The sequence below is a fragment of the Vreelandella halophytica genome (genome assembly GCF_968193635.1).
Map to the genome: position 1 here is coordinate 2,170,986 of NZ_OZ309107.1, position 17,201 is coordinate 2,188,186.

14 protein-coding genes are annotated in these 17,201 nt (G+C 62.7%); 1 reads left to right on the plus strand and 13 read right to left on the minus strand.

The window, feature by feature from the left end; genetic code table 11:
* Positions 1-7: 7 nt before the first annotated feature.
* Positions 8-2,635 (minus strand): aminopeptidase N, encoded by a 2,628-nt coding sequence (gene pepN / locus ACWHXT_RS10220; protein ID WP_447955751.1) that lies wholly within the window; start codon positions 2,633-2,635, stop codon positions 8-10.
* A gap of 118 nt (positions 2,636-2,753) precedes the next feature.
* Complete coding sequence (locus ACWHXT_RS10225; RefSeq protein ID WP_447955752.1) at positions 2,754-3,239, minus strand: YajQ family cyclic di-GMP-binding protein; 486 nt, start codon at positions 3,237-3,239, stop codon at positions 2,754-2,756.
* 134 nt (positions 3,240-3,373) lie between these two features.
* Here ACWHXT_RS10225 and cobO point away from each other — a divergent pair, with 134 nt between their 5' ends.
* Positions 3,374-3,973, plus strand: a complete 600-nt coding sequence (gene cobO, locus ACWHXT_RS10230) for a cob(I)yrinic acid a,c-diamide adenosyltransferase (protein WP_447955753.1) — start codon at positions 3,374-3,376, stop codon at positions 3,971-3,973.
* 65 nt (positions 3,974-4,038) lie between these two features.
* Here cobO and ACWHXT_RS10235 read toward each other — a convergent pair whose 3' ends face one another.
* The 11 genes from ACWHXT_RS10235 to ACWHXT_RS10285 all read right to left on the minus strand — a co-directional run bounded on the left by ACWHXT_RS10235 (position 4,039) and on the right by ACWHXT_RS10285 (position 17,110).
* Positions 4,039-5,334 (minus strand): adenylosuccinate synthase, encoded by a 1,296-nt coding sequence (locus tag ACWHXT_RS10235; protein ID WP_447955754.1) that lies wholly within the window; start codon positions 5,332-5,334, stop codon positions 4,039-4,041.
* The gene (locus ACWHXT_RS10240) at positions 5,334-6,527 is read right to left on the minus strand and encodes an ATP phosphoribosyltransferase regulatory subunit (RefSeq protein WP_447926246.1); all 1,194 of its coding nucleotides are present in this window, start codon (positions 6,525-6,527) and stop codon (positions 5,334-5,336) included. The genes ACWHXT_RS10235 and ACWHXT_RS10240 overlap by 1 nt, the downstream gene beginning before the upstream one ends.
* Before the next feature lie 195 nt (positions 6,528-6,722).
* A complete protein-coding gene (gene hflC, locus ACWHXT_RS10245; protein ID WP_447926247.1) occupies positions 6,723-7,631 on the minus strand; it encodes a protease modulator HflC in 909 nt (302 codons plus the stop codon).
* The gene (gene hflK, locus ACWHXT_RS10250; protein ID WP_447955755.1) at positions 7,632-8,912 is read right to left on the minus strand and encodes an FtsH protease activity modulator HflK; all 1,281 of its coding nucleotides are present in this window, start codon (positions 8,910-8,912) and stop codon (positions 7,632-7,634) included.
* 120 nt (positions 8,913-9,032) lie between these two features.
* On the minus strand, positions 9,033-10,343 hold the full coding sequence (gene hflX / locus ACWHXT_RS10255) for a ribosome rescue GTPase HflX (protein WP_447926249.1): 1,311 nt from the start codon (positions 10,341-10,343) through the stop codon (positions 9,033-9,035).
* A gap of 35 nt (positions 10,344-10,378) precedes the next feature.
* Complete coding sequence (gene hfq / locus ACWHXT_RS10260) at positions 10,379-10,627, minus strand: RNA chaperone Hfq (protein ID WP_263584347.1); 249 nt, start codon at positions 10,625-10,627, stop codon at positions 10,379-10,381.
* Positions 10,628-10,769: 142 nt separating this feature from the next.
* Positions 10,770-11,708: a tRNA (adenosine(37)-N6)-dimethylallyltransferase MiaA gene (gene miaA, locus ACWHXT_RS10265; RefSeq protein ID WP_447955756.1), complete on the minus strand. Its 939-nt coding sequence runs from the start codon at positions 11,706-11,708 to the stop codon at positions 10,770-10,772.
* A gap of 29 nt (positions 11,709-11,737) precedes the next feature.
* Positions 11,738-13,660, minus strand: coding sequence for a DNA mismatch repair endonuclease MutL (mutL, locus tag ACWHXT_RS10270; RefSeq protein WP_447955757.1), 1,923 nt, complete (start codon positions 13,658-13,660; stop codon positions 11,738-11,740).
* A 45-nt stretch (positions 13,661-13,705) separates the two neighbouring features.
* A complete protein-coding gene (locus tag ACWHXT_RS10275; RefSeq protein ID WP_447929139.1) occupies positions 13,706-15,163 on the minus strand; it encodes an N-acetylmuramoyl-L-alanine amidase in 1,458 nt (485 codons plus the stop codon).
* Positions 15,164-15,196: 33 nt separating this feature from the next.
* Positions 15,197-15,655 carry a tRNA (adenosine(37)-N6)-threonylcarbamoyltransferase complex ATPase subunit type 1 TsaE gene (gene tsaE / locus ACWHXT_RS10280; RefSeq protein WP_447955758.1) on the minus strand — a complete coding sequence of 153 codons (459 nt, stop codon included), beginning with the start codon at positions 15,653-15,655 and terminating at the stop codon, positions 15,197-15,199.
* Between the two features lie 9 nt (positions 15,656-15,664).
* Positions 15,665-17,110 carry an NAD(P)H-hydrate dehydratase gene (locus tag ACWHXT_RS10285; protein ID WP_447958028.1) on the minus strand — a complete coding sequence of 482 codons (1,446 nt, stop codon included), beginning with the start codon at positions 17,108-17,110 and terminating at the stop codon, positions 15,665-15,667.
* Positions 17,111-17,201 lie beyond the last annotated feature (91 nt).

The window sequence follows — 17,201 nt, forward strand, 5'->3', positions numbered from 1 at the left end:
CGCACCCTCAAGCCAGCGCTTTGTCGACGACCTCGAACACGTTGGAAGAGAGCGGCTCTTTGCTGATTCTTGTTAGCTCGTCACGCATCAGCGCTTGGCGGGTTTCGTCGAAACGCTGCCAGCGCGTCAGCGGCGTGACCAGTCGTGCGGCAATTTCCGGGTTCAAGCGGTTGAGCTCGATCACCGCATCGGCCAGAAGCCTATAGCCCTGGCCATCCAGGCGGTGGAAGTTGACCCGGTTTTGGGTAAACGCGCCGATCAGCGCGCGCACCTTGTTGGGATTTTTCATCGAAAACGCCGGGTGGTCCATCAAATACCGCACCCGCTCGAGCACATCGGGCTGCGGGCGCGTGACCTGCACCGTGAACCACTGATCCATGACCAGCGCGTCATGGGCCCACTTTTCACCAAAGGCCTTGAGCGCCGGCGCCGCCAAATCGTCGCGGTCGCTGTGTACCAGAAGCGTCAGCGCCTGGCGCACGTCGGTCATGTTGAGGCCCGCCTCGAACTGCGCCTGGCAAAGCGCGATGCCCTGCTCGTCTTCGATCGACATCAGATACGCAAGCGCGACGTTTTTGAGGCTGCGCGTGGCGATCTGATCGGGGCTTGGCGCGTAGGGCTCATCGAGCACGTTCGCTTCATAAGTGGCGATGAACTCATCGCGCAGCGCCACTGCCAGCGACTGGCGCATGAACTCGCGGGCCGAATGAATGGCATCGACATCGACGATGCGCTGCTGCTCGGCGATATAGGCCTCGGTCGGCAGCGTCAGCATCTCGGCGAGCACCGCCTTGTCGTCCATTTCACCGGCCACCAGCGCTCTAAAGGCCTCGATGACTCGGCTGTCCATGACCTTTTCGACTCCGTTGCGGTGCGCGGCGATCAAATCGTCCAGCGCCAGCATCGACAGGCGCTGGCCTGCATCCCAGCGGTTGAAGCCATCGCTGTCGTGGGTCAACAAGAAAGCGAGATCCTCGCGGGAGTACGGGTAGTGAAGCGTGACCGGGGCCGAGAAGTTGCGCAAAAGCGACGGCACCGGGGCCTCGGCCACGTTGCTGAACACAAACGTCTGCTCGTTCTCGGTCAGGTGGACGACCCCTTCCTTGCCGAGCGACTCGCCATCGAGGGTCAGGGTCAAATCCTGGCCGGACTTGGTGCCCACCAGCCCCATCAACACCGGAATGTGCAGCGGCTGCTTGTCGGTTTGGCCCGGCGTTGCCGGGGTACGTTGGCGAAGGGTCAAACGGTACTCGCCGTGAACGTAGTCGTACTCGCCAAACGCATCGATCTCCGGGGTACCCGCTTGGCCGTACCAGCGCATGAACTGGTCGAGATTCGCCCCGGACACCTCGGCCATGCAGCCAACGAAGTCTTCGATGGTGACCGCCTGGCCGTCGAAGCGCTCGAAGTAAAGGTCCGCCCCCTGGCGAAAGGCCTCCTCGCCGATCAGGTTATAAAGCATCCGCACGACTTCCGCGCCCTTCTCGTAAATGGTCAGGGTGTAGAAGTTGGTGATCTCGATGTAATGATCCGGGCGAACCGGGTGCGCGGTGGGTCCGGCGTCCTCGGCAAACTGCGCGGTACGGAAAAACGACACGTCCTGGATACGCTTGACCGGCGCCGAGTTGGTGTCCGCCGAGAAGCACTGGTCGCGAAAGACGGTGAAGCCCTCTTTCAGCGAGAGCTGAAACCAGTCGCGACAAGTGACGCGGTTACCCGACCAGTTATGGAAGTACTCGTGGGCGACGATACCCTCGACGTTTTGGAAGGTAGCGTCCGTCGCGGTATCCGGGTGGGTCAGTACCGCAGCGGCGTTGAAGATGTTGAGCCCCTTGTTCTCCATGGCACCCATGTTGAAATCGCTCACCGCCACGATCATGAAAAGATCCAGATCGTACTCGCGCCCGTAGGTGGCTTCGTCCCAGGCCATCGACCGCTTGAGCGAGGCCATGGCGTGGTCGGTCTTGTCCAGATTCGCCTGCTCTACCCAGATTTCGAGCGTTACCTCACGCCCGCTTAGGGTCGTAAAGTGATCCGTCACCTTTTGCAGGTCCCCCGCTACCAGCGCGAACAGGTAGCAGGGTTTGGGGTGCGGGTCTTCCCAGGTAGCGAAGTGGCGCCCATCGATGTCGCCCTTGTCGACCGGGTTGCCGTTGGCGAGCAGCACCGGCTCGCTGGTTTTATCGCCAATGACGGTGACCTTGAAGGTGGCCATGACGTCCGGACGGTCCGGGTAGAAGGTAATACGGCGAAAGCCCTCGGCCTCGCACTGGGTGCAGTACATACCGCTGGACTGGTAAAGCCCTTCCAGGGCGGTATTGCTCTGCGGGGCGATTTCGACCTCGCTTTCCAGACAAAAACGCGCCGGCACGTTCGCGATCGAAAGCGTCTTATCAGTCAGCACGTAGTCGCTCTCGGCCAGGGCGTTGGCGTCGATGGAAAGCGCGATGAGCTTTAGCTGTTCGCCGTCGAGCACCAGCGGCGCATCGCTTGAGGCATTTTCGTTGCGCTCGATAAAAAGGCGGGCTTTGACACGGGTGGCAGCGGGGTCAAGATCAAACGTCAGCTCGGTATGGGTAACGTTGTAATCGGGCGGCTGGTAGTCGCTTAAATAAACCGGCTGCGGGTCGGACATTGTGCGAGGCTCCTTTTTATCAAACACTTGCTTATCAAATATCGGGTTTATCAACACTCAGTATAGACGAGGGGCGCTTGTCGGGGCACCGCAAAGCGCCCCCACGAAACGCTATCCATCAGTCGCGAAAGTTATCGAACTGCAGAGGCAGATCCGGCCCCTCTTCGCTTCGCAAAAGCGCCATGACGCCCTGCAAATCGTCGCGTTTTTTACCGGTCACGCGCACTTTCTCCCCCTGGATCTGCGCCTGCACCTTCAGCTTGCTTGCCTTGATGCGCTTGACGATATCCTTGGTTTGGGCCGCGTCGAGGCCCTGCTTCAGCGCGACTTCCTGGCGCGCTTTCACGCCGGAAAGCACCGGGTCCTTGATCTCCATGCAGCGCGCGTCGATGCCGCGGGCGATCAAGCGGGCGCGCAGCACGTCGAGCATCTGATTGAGCTGAAAATCCACGTCCGCTTCGAGGGCAACGGCCTCGCCTTCGAGAGTGAAGCTTGCATCGACGCCCTTGAAGTCAAAGCGCGAGGTGATTTCCCGATTGGCTTGATCTACCGCGTTGGTCGCTTCGTGGCGGTCGAATTCGGAGACGATATCAAATGAGGGCATGACGCTTTCCTTAACGAGACATAGCCTGCCATTCTAGAGCAGCCAGGCCCGGGTTGCGACATACAACCCCGATACACAACCCCGAGGCAATCCATTACCCTGATGCAGCGCCTCCCCCAACGTAAGGAAAAAGCATGAGCGATCGCGAGAAGCGCCACAAGGCGTCGATGGAGAAACTCAAAAGCCGCGTGGATGAGAAAGTAGCCAACGCCGACGAAGAGCGCGGCCTGATTCTGGTCAATACTGGCAACGGCAAAGGCAAGACGACCGCGGCCTGGGGCACGGTGACCCGCGCGCTGGGCTACGGCTACAAGGTGGGCGTGGTGCAGTTCATCAAGGGACTTTGGGAGTGCGGCGAGCGCAACCGGCTCGAAGATGACACGAACCTCGAGGTTGCCATCATGGCCACCGGTTTCACCTGGGACACCCAAAACCGCGAAAGCGACACCCAGGCGTGTCTGGCCGTGTGGGAAGACGCCGAGCGCATGCTCGCCGACCCCGAGACGTATCTGGTCGTGCTCGACGAGATCACCTACATGCTGAAATTCGGCTATCTGGAGATCGAGCGGGTAAAAACGGCGCTCGAGAATCGCCCGCAAGAGCAGACGGTGATCATTACCGGGCGCAATGCCCACCGCGAGCTGGTCGAGATGGCCGATACCGTCACTGAAATGCAGGAGACGCGCCACGCCTTCAATAACGGCCTGAAAGCCCGCCGCGGCATCGATTTTTGAACGTAAAACGCCGCCGGTAAACCGGCGGCGTTTTAAGCGCCAGGCGCCTGGTATTGCCCAACGGCTTATTCGTCGAAGGGGTTACGCAGTACGATGGTCTCGTTGCGGTCCGGGCCGGTCGAGATGATATCGATGCTGGTGCCGACCTGCTCTTCCAGATAGCTGATGTAAGCGCGGGCGTTGGTGGGAAGATCCTCGACCCTCTTGGCGCCCAGGGTCGACTCTTTCCAGCCCGGCAGATCGAAGTAGACCGGCTCGACGGCTTCGTAGCCTTCCGAGTCGACCGGGTTATCGAGCATTTCGCCATCCTTGCTACGATAGCCCACGCAGACACGAATGTTCTCGAGCCCGTCGAGCACGTCGAGCTTGGTCAGACAGATGCCGGTCACCGAGTTGATTTGCACCGCGTGACGCAGCGCGACGGCGTCGAACCAGCCACAGCGGCGCGCCCGGCCCGTGGTTGCGCCGAACTCGTGACCTTTCTCCGCCAGGTGGCGGCCGTGATCATCGAAAAGCTCGGTGGGAAACGGCCCGGAGCCCACGCGAGTGGTGTAGGCCTTGGTGATACCCAGCACATAGTCCAGGTACAGCGGGCCAACGCCGGAACCGGTGGCCGTGCCGCCGGCGGTGGTGTTGGAGCTGGTCACATAAGGATAGGTGCCGTGGTCGATATCCAGAAGCGAGCCTTGAGCACCTTCGAACAGAATGTTCTCGTTGGCCTTACGCAGATCGTGCACCTGGCTTACGGTGTCGCCGACCATGGGCCGCAGCTCTTCCGCCATCTGCATGGCGCTATCCAGCACTTCCTGGAAATCTACCGCGGGCTCGCCGTGGTAGTTGACCAGCACGAAGTTATGATAGTCGAGCACTTCACCCAGTTTGGAGGCGAAACGCTCGCGATGGAGCATATCGCCCAGACGCAGGCCCCGACGCGCGACCTTGTCCTCGTAAGCTGGACCGATGCCACGGCCGGTGGTGCCGATCTTGGCGACCCCGCGGGCTTTTTCCCGCGCCTGGTCCAGACGCACGTGGTAGGGCAGAATCAGCGGGCAAGCCGGCGACAGGCGCAGACGCTCGCGCACCGGCACGCCCCTGTCTTCGAGCTCGCGGATCTCCTTGATCAGCGCTTCCGGAGAAAGCACCACGCCGTTACCGATAATGCAGGTCTTGCCCGGGCGCAAAACGCCGGAGGGAATCAGGTGGAGAACGGTTTTTTCGCCGTCGATCACCAGGGTGTGGCCCGCGTTATGGCCGCCTTGAAAGCGCACGACCGCCGCCGCCGACTCGGTGAGCAAGTCAACGATCTTACCCTTGCCTTCGTCACCCCATTGGGTACCCAGGACTACGACATTCTTACCCATTATGCACTCGTCTCTTGTGTCAGGGCCGTTGTCTGCCAACGGCCGTCGATAAACTCGAGGCGGCGATCACAATCGTGCTCCGCCGGTTCAGTACGCTGGCCGGGCAGCGCTTGAATCACGCGCTCGCCATTTTGGCGTAGCGCGTCGATGGCCGCATCCAGGGTGGCGCTTTCCTGGGCCGGCGCCCAAATAGCACCCGCGGCGGGGGTCGCCGCAGCAAGCGAGGCCAACTGCTTTAAATCCATGGAGAAGCCGGTGGCCGGGCGCGCCCGGCCAAAAGCGCGGCCGGTATCGTCGTAACGCCCGCCCTTGGCCAGAGCGTGGCCGTAGCCGGGCACGTAGGCGGCAAACATGACACCGGTATGGTACTGATAGCCGCGAAGCTCCGCCAAATCGAAATAGAGCGAGACATCGAACTGCGCCAATACCGTTTTGTTCAGCGCCTCTAATTGGTCGAGCGCGGCGATCACCGAGGCGGGAGCACCGGCAAAGCGCTCGCGGGCCTGGCGCAAAATGTCCGCGCCGCCGTGCAGCTCGCCAAGTGCCAATAGCATATCGCCAAGCACCGGGTCGCTGACGCACTCGCTCACCCGGGCCTGGAGCTCGCCGGGCGATTTGAGCGCAAGCGCGTCGAACACCGCCGCTTCCTGGTCGGCGCTGAGCTCGGCCGCTTCGACCAGGCTACGAAAGATCCCGATATGACCCAGCGCCAGGTGAAGCTCCTGGGCACCGGCGGCGCTGAGACTGGCCAGCGCAAGGCGGATGATTTCGCTGTCGGCTTCGAGGCCGGCGTGGCCGAAGAGCTCGACGCCGACCTGAACCGGGCTTCGCCCGCCCTGGTGCTGGTCGGCCTTGGCGCGCAAAACGTTGGTGCAGTAACAAAGGCGAACCGGCCCCTGGCGTTTGAGCGAGTGGGCGTCCATGCGCGCCACCTGAGGGGTAACGTCGGCAGAGGCCCCCATCATGCGGCCCGTCAGCTGATCGGTCAGCTTGAAGGTTTGCAGATCGAGCTCGGTACCGGTACCGGTTAAAAGCGAGTCCAGAAACTCGACGGGGGGCGGCATGACTTGGTCGTACCCCCAAACGTAATAGAGATCCAGCAGCGCACGGCGCAGCTCTTCCATACGGCTTGCCTGAGGCGGGAGCACCTCATCCATGCCGTCGGGCAGCAGCCAGCGGTCAGCGATGGTCATGTGAACAATCCTGCAAGACGATGAAGGCCCAGGCCGCGATGACGCCGTTGTTGACAACCTTCGCCCACAACGCACCCGGGCCAAATGGGGGCCACAAAAAAACCGGGCGAACGCCCGGTTCAATTAAGTCTACCACGTTTAACCGCCGGCGAAACCCCGCCGCTTTAGCAAACGGCGGAGCTCGAAATCCGGCGCTTATTCGCCGTCGTCTTCCTCGCCGCCGCTGCCGGAGTCCGGGTTGGGGCTGCGCATATAGCGGAAGAAATCGCTGTCCGGCTCCAGCACCAGCATGTTGCCGTCATCGGCAAAGCTTGTGCGGTAGGCGTTCAGGCTGCGCCAGAAGGAGAAGAACTCCTGATCCTGGCCGTAGGCGTTAGAGAAGATCGCCGCGGCTTCCGCGTCGCCTTCACCGCGCAGCGTTTCCGAGCGCTCGTTGGCCTGGGCCAGCAGTACCTGACGGCGGCGGTCGGCGTTGGCGCGAATCCGCTCGGCCTCTTCCTGCCCCTGGGCGCGCCACTCGCGGGCTTCGCGTTCACGCTCGGAGCGCATCCGCTGGAAGACCGCTGCCGAGACGTCCTCGGGCAGGTCGATGCGCTTGATACGAATATCGCGCACCGCCACGCCGAGTTCGTCGCGCATGAGGCTATCGAGCTCTTCGGTCGGGCCGATCATCAGGTCGTCACGCCGCTCGGCGATGATTTCCTGCAGGTTCAAGCGACCGAACTCGTTACGCAGGCTTTCGTCTACCCGCGGCTGGATCAGGCGAATCGCCATCATCTCGTCGCCAGCGGTCGCCTCGTAGTAGCGCGTCGGGTTGACCACCTGCCACTTGACGTAGGAGTCGACGATCACCGCTTTCTGCTCGAGGGTCAGGTAGCGGCTGGTATCGGTATCCAGCGTCAAAAGGCGGGTATCGAACTTGCGAATCGTCTGGGCGATCGGCATTTTCGCGTGCAGGCCTGGCTGGATGTTTTCCTCGACCACTTCACCAAAGCGCAGCTTGACCGCGCGCTCGGTTTCGTCCACCACGTAAAGGGTGTTGCTGGCAAGCCAGGCGATGGCGGCCAGGCCGCCAACGATCAGCAGGGATCGGTTGTTAATCATTTAGCGGCCCTCCCTGCGAATAGCGCCATTGTTCGACGACGATGACGTGCTGTCACCTTGCGTATTGCGCAGCGTTTCGACCACGGAGGGGTCGAGCTGCTCGTCGTTACTGCTCGAGCTACCGGCGGAGCGATTGGTACCGCTTCCACCACGCAGCTGATCCAGCGGCAGATACATCAAAGGTGCGTTTTCGCTAACATCCAGCAAGACCTTGGGCGTATTGCCGAAGACCTCTTCGATTGCATCCAGGTACATACGCTCACGCATAATCTCGGGAGAGTTTTGGTACTCGCCGACCAGCGCACTGAAGCGGTTGGCCTGACCCTGGGCTTCGGCCACGACGGACTCGCGATACCCTTGGCCCTGTTCGACGATACGTTGAGCCTGACCTTGGGCTGCCGGAATGATCGCGTTGGCGTAGGCCATACCTTCGTTGATCGTACGCTGACGATCCTCGCGGGCACGAATCACGTCGTCAAAGGCGTCGATGACGGGCGCCGGCGCAGTGGTGGATTCGATGTTGATGGTCTGCAGGCGAATACCGGCGCCGTAGGCGTCGAGGTAGCTCTGCAAACGGCTGGCCACGGAGCTGCCGAGAATCTCACGGCCCGAGGTCAGAATATCGATCATGTCGGTACCGCCGACTACGTGACGCAGCGACGAATCCAACGCGTTTTCGATCGAAAGTGACGGGTTACGCACGTTGAGCACGAAATCCCGCGGGTTGGAGACCTGGTACTGTGCGGAAATTTCGACCTCGACGATGTTTTCATCCCGGGTCAGCATCGACTGGGTCTGCGAGACCGAACGAACGCGGGTCACGTTGACCATGCGCACGTCGTCGATCAGCGGCGGATTCCATTGAAGGCCCGGGTCGACGATGCCCTGGTACTCGCCAAAGCGCAGTACGACGCCGCGCTCGGACTGATCCACCAGGTAAAACCCCATGGCCGCCCAAATCGCCAGCGCCAAAACGATCAGCAAGCCGGGCAGCGCAAAGGAGTTACGCGGCTTACCGCTTCCGCTTCCACCGCCGTTGCCGCCGCTTTTTTTGCCGCTTCCGCCCAACATGTTGTTAAGCTTGTTTTGAAACTTCTTGAGTGCTTCGTCGAGATCCGGTGGGCCCTGATTGTTGCCACCGTTATTGCCCCCGTTGTTTCCCCCGCCCCCGTTATTACCACGATCACCGTTGCCGCGATCGCCGCCGCTATTGTTGCCGCGCCGGCCACCACTGCTCCAGGGGTCATGCTGGTTGCCACCACCAGGCTCATTCCAGGCCATACTTCGTCTCCACTAAGGGGTTAACCTGCACGCGGCCCCGCGTAAGAGCGAGGCCGCCGTGCTTATAATATTATTGCTGTGTAGTCCTTGTGCCGTTTGCGTGGCGTTGGTTTCAATACACTACCACTCGTCGCCCTCTTGTAGCGACTCCGGTAAATAGGTGTTGGCGCGCTCACCAAGCTGCGCCATCAACTGATTGAAATCCCGCCGGGGCAAACGAACATCTAACACCGAGTGGCCGTTTTCATCAAACGCTTCTTCTTGCACGGCATTCAACTCGTGAAGCCCGGCTCTCAACTTGCCCTGCTCTGGCGCAAGGGTCAGCGAAAAGCCGATGACGTCTTTGGCAAGACGCTCGGAGAGTGCTTCGTGCAGCAAATCAAGCCCTTGGCCCTGCTGAGCGGAGAGCCAGACCACCTCTGGGCGGCCCTGGCCGTCACGCTCGATGCGCGGGGCGCTGTCGAGCCGGTCGATTTTATTCATCACCTTGAGCACCGGGACATCGTCGGCGCCGATTTCCTTGAGCACCCGGTCCACCTGCTCGACATTGAGCTCGCGGTCCGGGTCGGCGGCATCGATTACGTGGATCAGAAGCGATGCCTCGGCGGCTTCCTGAAGCGTTGCTCTAAAAGCCTCGACGAGTTTGTGCGGCAGGTGACGAATGAAGCCCACGGTATCGGCCATCACGATCGGCCCGACATCGTTTACCTCGACGCGGCGAAGCGTGGGGTCGAGCGTTGCGAAAAGCTGATCGGCGGCGTACACCTTAGCATCGGTCAACACGTTGAAGAGCGTTGACTTACCGGCGTTGGTGTAGCCGACCAGCGAGACACTGTGGATCTCGGCGCGGGAGCGGGCCCGGCGATTCTGGTCCCGCTGGCTACGCACTTTATCCAGGCGCTTATGAATCGACTTGATGCGCCCGCGCAGCAAGCGGCGGTCGGTTTCCAGCTGGGTTTCACCCGGGCCGCGAAGACCGATACCGCCTTTTTGACGTTCGAGGTGGGTCCACCCGCGTACAAGGCGCGTGGACATGTATTCGAGCTGGGCAAGCTCTACCTGCAGCTTACCCTCATGGGTTCTGGCCCGCTGAGCGAAGATATCGAGAATCAGACCGGTACGGTCGAGTACGCGGCACTTGAGTTCTTTCTCGAGATTACGCTCCTGGGAAGGGCCAAGACCATGGTTGAAGATCACGAGTTCGGCTTGGTGCGCGGCGAGCATTGCTCTTAGCTCTTCCAACTTGCCTGAACCGATAAAGGTGCGCGGGTCAGGGCGTTGTCGGCTGGCCGTGAGCAATGTCGCAGGCTCTGCACCTGCAGAGCGCACGAGCTCCAGGAACTCACCCGGGTCTTCACGTGCCTGCTCATCGAAGAAATCTACGTGAACAAGGACGGCCGTTTCACCGGCATCTGGGCGTTCAAAAAACAATCAATACCTCTTGCTTTCCAGGCTAACCACCGATGTTAGAGGTCCGCTTCGGGGGCGGCCGGGTCTTGGGCCGGCAGGCGCACGTTGCGCGAGGGCACCACGGTGGAGATAGCGTGTTTATAGACCATTTGGCTTACGGTATTGCGCAGCAGGATGACAAACTGGTCGAAAGACTCGATTTGTCCCTGGAGCTTGATGCCGTTGACCAGGAAAATAGAAACCGGAATGCGCTCCTTGCGCAAAATGTTCAAGTACGGATCTTGAAGGGACTGCCCTTTGGACATGCTGCTTCTCCCTAAACTGTCTGAGGGGTGGTTTTTTAATGGTGCGCGCTTGGCGCTACCGCAATCTTATTGCCCGAAAGGCCTGGTGTTATAAAACGTCTGGGCCACTCGAAAAACATGCTTACTAAAACACTATCTTACGCTAAGCCCCGCTTTCGCGCACGAATTTCAGCACCTTATCGTCGAGGGCTGGCGTGGTCGAATCGATCCAGTTCAGCGCCGGCCAACTACGTAACCACGTTAGCTGGCGTTTGGCGAGCTGGCGAGTCGCAATGATACCGCGCTCGCAAAGTGCTGCTTCATCCAGCTCGCCGTCCAGATACTCCCACACTTGCCGATAGCCAACGCTCTTCATTGACGGGAGATCCTTGTGCAAGTCACCCCGCTTTCTGAGGGCGGCGACCTCATCTATCAAGCCCTCGGCCAACATTGTTTTGAAACGCTGGGCGATTCGCTCGTGCAATACGTGCCGCTCGGCAGGGGCAAGTCCTATCGACAACGTGCGGTAAGGAAAGTTTTCCGGGCGCTGCTCAGCCCAAAGCTCGCTCATCGGCCGCCCGCTGACCCGGTACACTTCCAAGGCGCGTAAAAGCCTTTGGGGGTCGTTGGGGTGAATACGCGCCGCGGACACCGGGTCGACTTCGCCAAGCATGGCGTGCAAACCGGCAAGACCTACCTGCTCGCGCTTTTCGGCAAGCGCCTGGCGTACCGTTTCATCTGCGGCGGGTAGATCCGCCACGCCTTCGAGCAGGCGTTTGTAATAGAGCATGGTGCCGCCGACCAGCAGCGGCACCTTGCCCGCCGCGCTGATTTGCCGCATCTGCAGGAGCGCGTCTTCGCGGAAATCGCCCGCCGAATAAGGGTCCGCCGGATCCCGAATATCGATCAAGCGGTGTGGCGCTCGGGCAAGCTCCTGCGGGGAAGGCTTGGCGCTGCCGATGTCCATGCCGCGGTACACCATGGCGGAGTCGACACTGATTAGCTCGCAGCCCAGGCGCTCGTGCAGCGCGATCGCCGTATCGGTTTTGCCGGCCGCCGTCGGGCCCATCAAAAAAATCGCCAAAGGGCGTGTGTCGGCCATGGCCGCAAAGCTCCGTCGTGAGGGGGCGGCTATTGACCGCGCAGGAAAAGCTTATCGAGGGCCTTCATGCTCATCTGTGTCCAGGTGGGCCGGCCGTGATTGCACTGATCGCTTCGCTCGGTACGCTCCATGTCGCGCAAGAGCGCGTTCATTTCGTCCAGGGTCAGCTTACGGTTGGCGCGCACGCTGCCATGGCAGGCCATGGTCGATAAAAGCGCGTGAAGCCGCGCCTCTACCTGATAGCTCTGGCCAAAATTGGCAAGCTCTTCGAGTACTTCGCGAATCAGGCCTTCCGGATCGGCGCCGGCTAAAAGCGCCGGCAGCCGGCGCACCAAAAGCGTCTCCGGGCCTGCCACGTCGAGCTCCAGGCCCAGCGCGGCAATCGCCTCCTGCTCGCTTTCCGCGGTGGCGGCCTCCTGGCGGCTGGCCGCCAGCGACACCGGCACCAAAAGCGGCTGGGTATCCACGCCCTGCACGGCCAGCTGATTTTTCATTCGCTCGTAGACGATACGCTCATGGGCGGCGTGCATATCGACCAGCACCAGCCCCTGGGCGTTTTGCGCCAGAATATAGATACCGTGCAGCTGGCCCAGCGCAAAACCGAGCGGCGGCGCGCTGGTCGGGTCCGCTTCGGGCATGGCCACTGGCGCTTCGCGCACTTCTCGGCTCGACTCGGCCGCGCCGGAGGCGGTTTGCGGGGTCAAAAGGCTCTCTTCATGGTCCGGGTGAAGCGCCTGGTAGCCCTGCATGAAGCGGCGCACCCGCTCGGCGCCCGGATGACGCGCCGGCCCTTCCCCCAGCGCCATGCCCTGCTGCTGCCAGCGCGGTGCCGACGACGGGTCGTTTGTCTCCGCCGCGTGCTGGCGCTCGGCGTTGGCGGCCGGCGCCTCGGAAGGCGCCGCTTCGTCACCCGCCGGCGCTTCGGCTTCTTCGGTAGGCCTGGAGGTCGCCAGGCAGTGGTGCAGGCTCGAGTAGAGAAAGTCGTGGACCATGCGCCCGTCGCGAAAGCGCACTTCGTACTTGGTCGGGTGAACGTTGACATCGACCACGTCCGGGTCGAGCTCGAGATAGAGCACGAACACCGGATGGCGGCCGTTGTAGAGCACATCGCGGTAGGCCTGGCGCACCGCGTGGGCGACCAGCCGGTCGCGCACCACGCGCCCGTTGACGAAAAAGTACTGCTGGTCCGCCTGGGAGCGCGAGTGGGTCGGCAAGCCTACCCAGCCGCTGAGCCGCAAACCGCCGGCTTCGCGTTCGATATAGCGGGCGTGCTCGATGAAATTCTTGCCCAGCAGCGAGGCGATACGCCGCTCCCGAGCCGCGGCGGCGTCCCCGGCGGGCAATTGGTGAACGGTCTTTTGATTGTGGCGCAGCACCCAGGTCACGTCGTAGCGCGACAGCGCCTGGCGGCGAAACGCCTCTTCGATATGGGCGAACTCGGTCTTCTCGGTGCGCAGAAACTTGCGCCGGGCCGGGGTATTGAAGAACAGGTCGCGCACCGCCACGCTGGTGCCCCTGGGGTGCGGCGCCGGTGCAACGCGGGCCTCCATGCCGCGGCCTTCGGCGACCACGCGAAACCCATGGGTCGGGTCTTCGCTTGCGTTGGAAACGAGCTCCAGCCGCGACACCGAGCTGATCGAGGCGAGCGCCTCGCCGCGAAAACCCAGCGAGCTGACGCCTTCCAGGTCCTCGAGACTTCCGATCTTGCTGGTGGCGTGGCGGGCCAGCGCCAAGGGTAAATCCTCTTCGCTGATTCCCACGCCGTCATCACGCACCCGCACTAGCCGGGTGCCGCCCTGCTCGACCTCTACCTCGATACGCCGGCTGCCCGCATCGATGGCGTTCTCCATTAGCTCCTTGGTGACCGACGAAGGCCGCTCGACCACCTCGCCGGCGGCAATCTGGTTGGCCAGGCGGGGGTCGAGCACATGGATACGTGTCGTTTCGCTCACATCAGACACTCACTACCTCTCGTTAATTACGCCGCTCGCCCGAGCTTAAGAGCTTGGAATGCGCAGCACCTGGCCGACACGGATAACGTCGCCGTTCAGCTCGTTGGCCTGTTTCAACTGATTGACCGGCACGCCGTGGCGAACGGCGATCGTGGACAGCGTGTCGCCGGACTGGATCCGGTACTCGTTGCCCGACGGCGCCCGGCGGTTGTCGCGCTGCCAGGCCAAAAGGCTTGCCGGAGGCGGGTTGCGCTCGAAGTGCGAACGCAGCCCGCTGAAGATCGCCTGGGCCAGCGCCTGCTGATGGGACGGGTCGCGCAGGCGGCGCTCTTCGTCCGGGTTGGAGACGAAGCCGGTCTCGATGAGCAGCGAGGGAATGTCCGGTGACTTGAGCACCATGAACCCCGCCTGCTCTACCTGGGACTTGTGCAGCCGGTTGATGCCGCCGAGCCGGTCGAGCACCTCACCGCCGATGGATAGCGAATCGTTGAGCGTGGCGGTCATGGTCAAATCCAGAAGCACGCCGCGCAGCACCTGATCCTTGTCCCGCAGCGACAGCGAACCATCCACGCCACCGATCAGGTCCGAGCGATTTTCGCTATCGGCGAGCCACTGGGCGGTTTCCGACGTGGCGCCGCGCTGGGAGAGCGCAAATACCGAGCTGCCCTGAGGCCGCGGGCTGGAGAAGGCGTCGGCGTGGATGGAGACGAAGAAGTCGGCCTTCTGTTCCCGGGCGAGCTGGGTGCGCTGGCGAAGTCCCAGGTAGTAGTCGCCGTCCCGGGTCAGCACCGCCTTGAAGCCCCGCGTGCCGTTGATATCCGAGGCTAGCCGCCGGGCGATATCCAGCACGATGTCCTTCTCTCGCGTCCCGGAAGGGCCGATCGCCCCGGGGTCTTCGCCGCCGTGACCGGGGTCCACCGCGATAATGATATCGCGCTGGGGGTGTGGCTGGGCAGGCTGAACGGCGGCGGGGGCACGCTCGGCCACCGGCGCCTCTTCCGGTGCGGCCGCCTGGGCCTGGGCGGTCACGCGCTGGGCCTGGATCTCCTGCTCGCGAATCATCGCCTCGATCGGGTCGATGGGGTTTTCGACCGCACTTTCGCCAGGGTACTCCAAGTCTACTACCAGGCGGTGACCGTACTGGTCGTTGGGTGCAAGCGTGAAGTGGCGCGGGGTAATCGCACGATTGAGTTCGAGCACCACTCTAAGCCCACCGCCTTCGAGACTGCCGGTGCGTACGGCGTCGATGGCGCTGTCGCTAAGCGGCAGGGTCGAGGCATCGGTATCGAGTTCGGTGTCGTCCAGGTCGATGACCAGACGGTCCGGGTTACTCAGCGAAAAAACGTCCGCCGTCGCTGCACCGGAAAGATCGAACACCAGCCGGGCGTGATCCGGCGCCGCCCACAGGCGCATGCTTTCGACCACCGCCGCCTGGGCGGAGGCCGACAGCGCCAAAACGCTCAGCGTGGCCGCGCCGAGCAGGCGTTTAAATGTGCCCCTCATATCCATTGAATCACACCACTCCCCTAGGGTTTATCACGTTACAGCCTGCAAAGCCGCCAGCACCTGCTGGCCCCACTCGCTTTGCGGCGTTAGCGTTGCTGCTCTTCCCTGGCGGGCAACGCTTAGTTCGACTCGGATATCGGCGGCGGGCAGCCAGCCGGCTCCCCGGCTGGGCCACTCGATGAGGCAAAGCGCCTCGTCGCTCAAAATATCGCGCCCGCCCATGAACTCGAGCTCTTCCGGATCACCAAGGCGGTAAAGGTCCAGATGATAGACACGCTGGTTATCGAGCTCGTAGGGCTCGACCAGCGTGTAGGTGGGGCTTTTAACCGCCCCTTCATGGCCGTAGGCGCGCAAAATACCGCGGGTGAGCGTGGTTTTGCCCGCGCCCAGCTCGCCTTCGAGATAGACCCGTCCGCGCCCTTCGAGCGCGCGCCCTAGCGCTTCACCAAACGCAACCTGGGCGGCTTCATCACTCAACTGCACTTGCATGGAATGCCTTCACGGGTTGATCAAAATGCGTGCATAGGATGCCAGATCACTGGCCAGCAAGCCACGCTCACCGTGCTCTTTTGCAGCGGCGTCACCGGCGAGCGCGTGCACCATCACGCCCAAACGCGTGGCAAGCTCGAGATCATCGAACTGCGCGGCCAGCGTACCGAGCATGCCGCTGAGCGCATCGCCCATGCCGCCGCTGGCCATGCCCGGGTTACCAAAGGGGCATACCACCATGCCGCCGGGCCCGACCACCAGACTCCCCGCGCCCTTGAGCACGACGCCGCCGCCCCGGGCACGCTGCAGCGCCCGGGCGGCTTCCGGACGATCGGACTGAACATCGGCCACCGAGCAGTTCAAAAGCCTGGCCGCCTCGCCCGGGTGGGGCGTGAGCACCCAGTTATCCCGGACAAGCGTTGGCCAGCGCTTGGCGAGCAGGTTGAGCGCATCGGCGTCGACCACCAGGGGCTTGTCTGTGTGCAGCGCGCTTTGCAGCATGGCCTGACCCCAGGCGCCCTCGCCCATGCCGGGCCCGATCACGATGACATCCGCCGCTTCGGCAAGCTCGCAAGCGTCGGCGCCACCGGAGACGCCGCGAGCCATTACTTCCGGGCAGCGCGTCAGACTTGCGCTAACGTGTTCGGCGGCGGTGGCCAGGCTCACCTTGCCCGCCCCCAGCCGCGCGGCGGTTTGGGAGCTCAAAAGCGCGGCGCCGCCAAAGCCCGGGGCGCCGCCCATTACCAGTACGTGGCCAAAGCGGCCCTTGTGCCCGGCGCGGGGCCTCGGGGCGAACGCCGGCGCCAGCCAGCTCTCTTCCAACCGCCAGGCGGCGGGGACGATATCGAAAAACGCCTGAGCCTTGACGCCCAGTGGGCGAAAGTCGATCTCGCCGGTATAGGCCGGGGCGTCGCCGGTGTGCAGACCGATTTTATCGCCAATGAAGGTGACCGTGCAGTGCGCCTGCACCGCTGCCCCCTGGGCGGCGCCGGTATCGGCGGCGATCCCGGACGGCACGTCCAGCGCCAGCACCGGCTGCTCGGCGCGATTGATATCGTTGATGACCGAGAGCGCCTCGCCTTCTACCTCCCGCGAAAGCCCGGTGCCCAGCAACGCGTCGACGATCACCTCGCCCTCGAAACGAATGCCGGCGCGGTAGCGCTCGCAGCCGACCCCCGCGGCGCTGGCAAGCTCGGCGGCCCGGCCAACATCGTGTTCGAGGGACTCGAGCGCGCGGGTCGAAATACGCTGCACCTTGAGCCCGGACTGCATGGCCAAGGCGGCCAGCACGTGCCCATCGCCGCCGTTATTGCCGCTACCACAAATCACGGTCACGCTTTTGGCCTGGGGCCAGCGCGAACGGAAGCTGTGCCAGGCACTGGAAGCCGCGCGCTGCATCAAGGCAAAGCTCTCGATACCCGCGGCCATGGTGCGCCGCTCGAGCTCGCGTACCATGGCGGCTTTATAGAGCGGGCGTAGCGCCTGAGTGGTCAGCGCCGGGTGATGCGTTGGGCGTTGCGTCGACACAAAAACTCCTTGGTCTTGG

Excerpts from the sequence above, each read along its gene's own strand:
- pepN (WP_447955751.1), bottom strand. The coding sequence starts at position 2,635 with ATGTCCGACCCGCAGCCGGTTTATTTAAGCGACTACCAGCCGCCCGAT.
- ACWHXT_RS10225 (WP_447955752.1), bottom strand. The coding sequence starts at position 3,239 with ATGCCCTCATTTGATATCGTCTCCGAATTCGACCGCCACGAAGCGACC.
- cobO (WP_447955753.1), top strand. The coding sequence starts at position 3,374 with ATGAGCGATCGCGAGAAGCGCCACAAGGCGTCGATGGAGAAACTCAAA.
- ACWHXT_RS10235 (WP_447955754.1), bottom strand. The coding sequence starts at position 5,334 with ATGGGTAAGAATGTCGTAGTCCTGGGTACCCAATGGGGTGACGAAGGC.
- ACWHXT_RS10240 (WP_447926246.1), bottom strand. The coding sequence starts at position 6,527 with ATGACCATCGCTGACCGCTGGCTGCTGCCCGACGGCATGGATGAGGTG.
- hflC (WP_447926247.1), bottom strand. The coding sequence starts at position 7,631 with ATGATTAACAACCGATCCCTGCTGATCGTTGGCGGCCTGGCCGCCATC.
- hflK (WP_447955755.1), bottom strand. The coding sequence starts at position 8,912 with ATGGCCTGGAATGAGCCTGGTGGTGGCAACCAGCATGACCCCTGGAGC.
- hfq (WP_263584347.1), bottom strand. The coding sequence starts at position 10,627 with ATGTCCAAAGGGCAGTCCCTTCAAGATCCGTACTTGAACATTTTGCGC.
- miaA (WP_447955756.1), bottom strand. The coding sequence starts at position 11,708 with ATGGCCGACACACGCCCTTTGGCGATTTTTTTGATGGGCCCGACGGCG.
- ACWHXT_RS10275 (WP_447929139.1), bottom strand. The coding sequence starts at position 15,163 with ATGAGGGGCACATTTAAACGCCTGCTCGGCGCGGCCACGCTGAGCGTT.
- tsaE (WP_447955758.1), bottom strand. The coding sequence starts at position 15,655 with ATGCAAGTGCAGTTGAGTGATGAAGCCGCCCAGGTTGCGTTTGGTGAA.
- ACWHXT_RS10285 (WP_447958028.1), bottom strand. The coding sequence starts at position 17,110 with ATGGTACGCGAGCTCGAGCGGCGCACCATGGCCGCGGGTATCGAGAGC.